General features: G+C 71.6%; 4 protein-coding genes. All 4 read left to right on the top strand.

Going from position 1 to position 3447, the window contains the following annotated elements:
• Window positions 1–36 precede the first annotated feature (36 nt).
• Genes rbfA through AAG827_RS22110 form a run of 4 tightly spaced genes read left to right on the top strand, consistent with a single transcriptional unit; the run spans window position 37 to window position 3375 of the window.
• Window positions 37–525, top strand: coding sequence for a 30S ribosome-binding factor RbfA (gene rbfA / locus AAG827_RS22125; protein WP_341928370.1), 489 nt, complete (start codon window positions 37–39; stop codon window positions 523–525).
• Window positions 522–1388: a tRNA pseudouridine(55) synthase TruB gene (gene truB / locus AAG827_RS22120; protein WP_341928369.1), complete on the top strand. Its 867-nt coding sequence runs from the start codon at window positions 522–524 to the stop codon at window positions 1386–1388. Before rbfA ends, truB begins: the two co-directional genes overlap by 4 nt.
• A gap of 42 nt (window positions 1389–1430) precedes the next feature.
• Entirely contained in the window at window positions 1431–2366 is a 936-nt protein-coding gene (locus AAG827_RS22115; protein ID WP_341928368.1) for a bifunctional riboflavin kinase/FAD synthetase, read from the top strand.
• 1 nt (window position 2367) lies between these two features.
• On the top strand, window positions 2368–3375 hold the full coding sequence (locus AAG827_RS22110) for a hypothetical protein (RefSeq protein WP_341928367.1): 1008 nt from the start codon (window positions 2368–2370) through the stop codon (window positions 3373–3375).
• Window positions 3376–3447: the final 72 nt, after the last annotated feature.

The raw sequence follows: 3447 nt of genomic DNA, 5'->3' as shown, positions 1-3447 counted from the left end.
CCCCCCCCCGACTCGGCATTTGAGAGAGTAGGAAGCATGACCAGCCCACGCGTGCGCAAGATCGCCGACCGGATCCAGGTGGTGGTCGCGGAGATGCTCGAGCGACGCATCAAGGACCCCCGCTTGGGGTTCGTGACCCTGACCGACGTCCGGCTCACCGGCGACGGCCAGCAGGCCACGATCTTCTACACCGTGCTGGGTGGTGACGAGGAGATGGCCAGCACGGCCGTGGCCCTCGAGTCCGCCAAAGGCATCTTGCGCTCCGAGGTCGCCAAGCAGCTCGGCACCCGCACCGCACCCACCCTGACCTTCGTGCACGACGCCCTTCCCGAGGAGGCGCGGGCGCTCGACGAGGTGCTCGCCCGGGCCAGGGCCCAGGACGAGGCCGTCGCCGCGGTGCGTGCGGGTGCGGCGTTCGCCGGCGAGGACGATCCCTACAAGAAGCCCCGCGAGGAAGGCCTCGGCGATGACCCCGACGGCACTGAGGGCACTGACGGCTCCGACGAGGACGACGCGGACCGGTGACCACGCAGGCCGGGATCGTCGTCGTCGACAAGCCCGCGGGCATGACCTCGCACGCCGTGGTGGCCAGGAGTCGCAAGATCCTGGGCACCCGCAAGATCGGTCACGCGGGGACGCTGGACCCGATGGCCACCGGGGTCCTGGTGCTCGGCGTCAACCGGGCGACCCGGCTGCTGGGGCACCTGATGCTCACCGACAAGGGCTACGACTCGACGATGCGCCTGGGCGTCTCGACCACCACCGACGACGCCGAGGGCGAGGTCACGGCCACCGCGTCGACCGCCGGGCTCGACGAGGAGACGGTGCGCAGCGCGCTGGCGGCGTTCGTCGGTGACATCGAGCAGGTCCCCACGCAGGTCTCCGCCATCAAGGTCGACGGCAAGCGCGCCTACGAGCGGGTGCGCGACGGCGAGGAGGTCGAGCTCAAGGCGAGGCCGGTCACCATCCACGAGATCGTCGTGCACGACGTGCGGCTCGGCGACGAGCACGTCGACCTCGACGTCTCGATGCGCTGCACCAGCGGCACCTACGTCCGGGCCGTCGCCCGTGACCTGGGCGCGGCCCTCGGTGTCGGTGGGCACCTCACCGCGCTGCGTCGCACGGCGGTCGGGTCGTTCGACCTGGCCTCCGCCTGCACCCTCGAGGAGCTGGCCGAGCATCCCACCATGCTGCCCATCGCCGTGGCGGCACGCGAGACGTTCACCAGCGTCGACCTGGACGACGCGCAGGCCGCCGACGTGCGGGTGGGGCGTGCCCTCGACCTCGAGCTCGACGGGCTGACCGCGGTCTTCGACCCGGCCGGGGAGTTCCTCGCGCTCTACGAGCCGCGCGACGGTCGGGCCCGCGCCACCGCGGTCTTCGTCTGACCGCGACCCCGGCGTCGGTCCGGTCGCCAGTAAGGTCTGCACGTGCAGATCTGGCGCTCCCTCGACGACATCCCCGGCGGTCTCGGCCGCACCGCGGTCGTGATCGGCAACTTCGACGGCGTCCACCTGGGGCACCGACAGGTGCTGTCCCGTGCGCGGGTGCTGGCGGACGACCGGGGGCTCCAAGTCGTGGCGGTGACCTTCGACCCGCACCCGATGGCCGTGCTCCGACCCGAGCACGCGCCCACCATGCTGACGACCATCGAGCGCCGTGCCGAGCTGCTCGCGGGCGCCGGGGTCGACGCGGTCCTGGCGTTGCCCTTCGACACCTCGGTCGCGGCCTGGTCGCCCACCGAGTTCGTCACCCGCGTCCTCGTCGACGCCCTGCACGCCTCGGCGGTCGTGGTCGGTGCCAACTTCCGCTTCGGCAGTCGAGCAGCGGGAGACGTGGGGACGCTGGTCGAGCTGGGGCGCCAGCACGACTTCGTCGCGGAGGGGATCGCCCTCGACGCCGGTCCGATGGTGTGGTCGTCGACCTACGTGCGCACCTGCCTCGCGGCCGGCGACGTCGCCGGTGCGGCCGAGGCCCTCGGTCACCCCTACGCCGTGCGCGGGATCGTCGTCCAGGGCGACCAGCGCGGTCGTGAGCTGGGCTACCCGACGGCCAACGTGCCCACGGACGGGCTGACCGCCGCTCCCGCGGACGGTGTCTACGCCGGGCGGCTGCGGCGCCTCGACACCGGCGAGGAGCTCCCGGCGGCGATCAGCGTCGGCACCAACCCGACCTTCGACGGTGAGCGCTACCGCCGCATCGAGAGCTATGTCCTCGACCGCACCGACCTCGAGCTCTACGGGGTGGAGGTCGAGGTGTCCTTCGTGGACAAGCTGCGTGGCATGGCGGCCTTCGACTCCATCGACGAGCTGCTGGTGCAGATGGCCGACGACGTACGACGGGCCCGCGAGATCCTGGGCGCCTGAGATGTCGGCAGCACGCGACGCCGAGATCGTCGCCGAGACCGACGCCTGGTTCCTCGAGCACGGCCTGACCTATTTCGTCCCGGAGAAGCGTGCCTCGGTGCGCGCGGCGCTGCGTCCGCGGCGGGTGCTCCCGCTGCTGGGGGTCGCCCTGCTGGGCGCCGCCGCGGTCGCGATCACCCTGTCCTTCCTCGTCCAGGAGGCCAGCTTCCTTCCGGCCACCCTGTGGACCGTCTTCGCCGTCGTCGCGACGTCCTACGCGCTGACCGCCCTGGAGGCGCGACCCATCGTCACCTGGGCCCTGGCCCGCACCTTCGGCAGCCTGCGCACGCTGCTGCCGATGATGACCCGGGCCCTGCCGCTGCTGCTCGTCTTCGTCACGTTCCTCTTCATCAACGCCGAGGTCTGGGAGGTCGCGTCCCGGCTCGACGGGGGAGAGCTGTGGCTGGTCGCGCTGCTCTTCGGCACCCTCGCGGGCGCCTTCCTCCTGGTGCGGCTGCCCGAGGAGGTCGACCGGACCGACGACGACGTCGACGAGGACCAGCTGCTGCGCTCGACCAGGGGCACGCCGCTGGAGCACGTGGCCCGCGAGCTGGTCGACGACCCCGGCGAGGACCCCGCGTCCTACGCCGAGGTCGCTGGCTACGAGCGGTGGAACCTCGTGCTCGTGCTGCTGGTCATCCAGGCGACGCAGGTGCTGCTGCTCGCCGTCACCGTCTTCGCGTTCTTCATGGTCTTCGGCGCGATGACGATGCAGCCCGACGTCGTGGAGAACTGGACCGGCGACGCGGGCCACAGCATCCGGGGCCTGGACAACGTGTCGGCCGAGCTGGTGCAGGTCTCGGTGTTCCTCGCGGCGTTCTCCGCGCTCTACCTGACCGTCTCGACGGTGACCGACGAGACCTACCGCGAGCAGTTCTTCGGCAGCGTGCTCCGGGAGATGCAACGAGCCGTCGGGGTGCGCGCGGTCTATCTCGCGCTGCGCTCCCGACGGCCCGTCACGGACGACTGACGTCACGGTCTCCAGCGACGTCACCGGTGCACCACCGGCCCTGACGTGCCGAGTCGGCGCGATGTTGCACAC

Source organism: Nocardioides psychrotolerans (assembly GCF_943371775.1).
Lineage (GTDB): Bacteria > Actinomycetota > Actinomycetes > Propionibacteriales > Nocardioidaceae > Nocardioides > Nocardioides psychrotolerans_A.
The sequence above is the reverse complement of the archived record's forward strand: the minus strand, read 5'-3'. Positions and strand labels throughout refer to the sequence as shown.

Coding starts and splice junctions, on each gene's coding strand:
- AAG827_RS22110 (WP_341928367.1), top strand. CDS start 2,368: ATGTCGGCAGCACGCGACGCCGAGATCGTCGCCGAGACCGACGCCTGG.
- rbfA (WP_341928370.1), top strand. CDS start 37: ATGACCAGCCCACGCGTGCGCAAGATCGCCGACCGGATCCAGGTGGTG.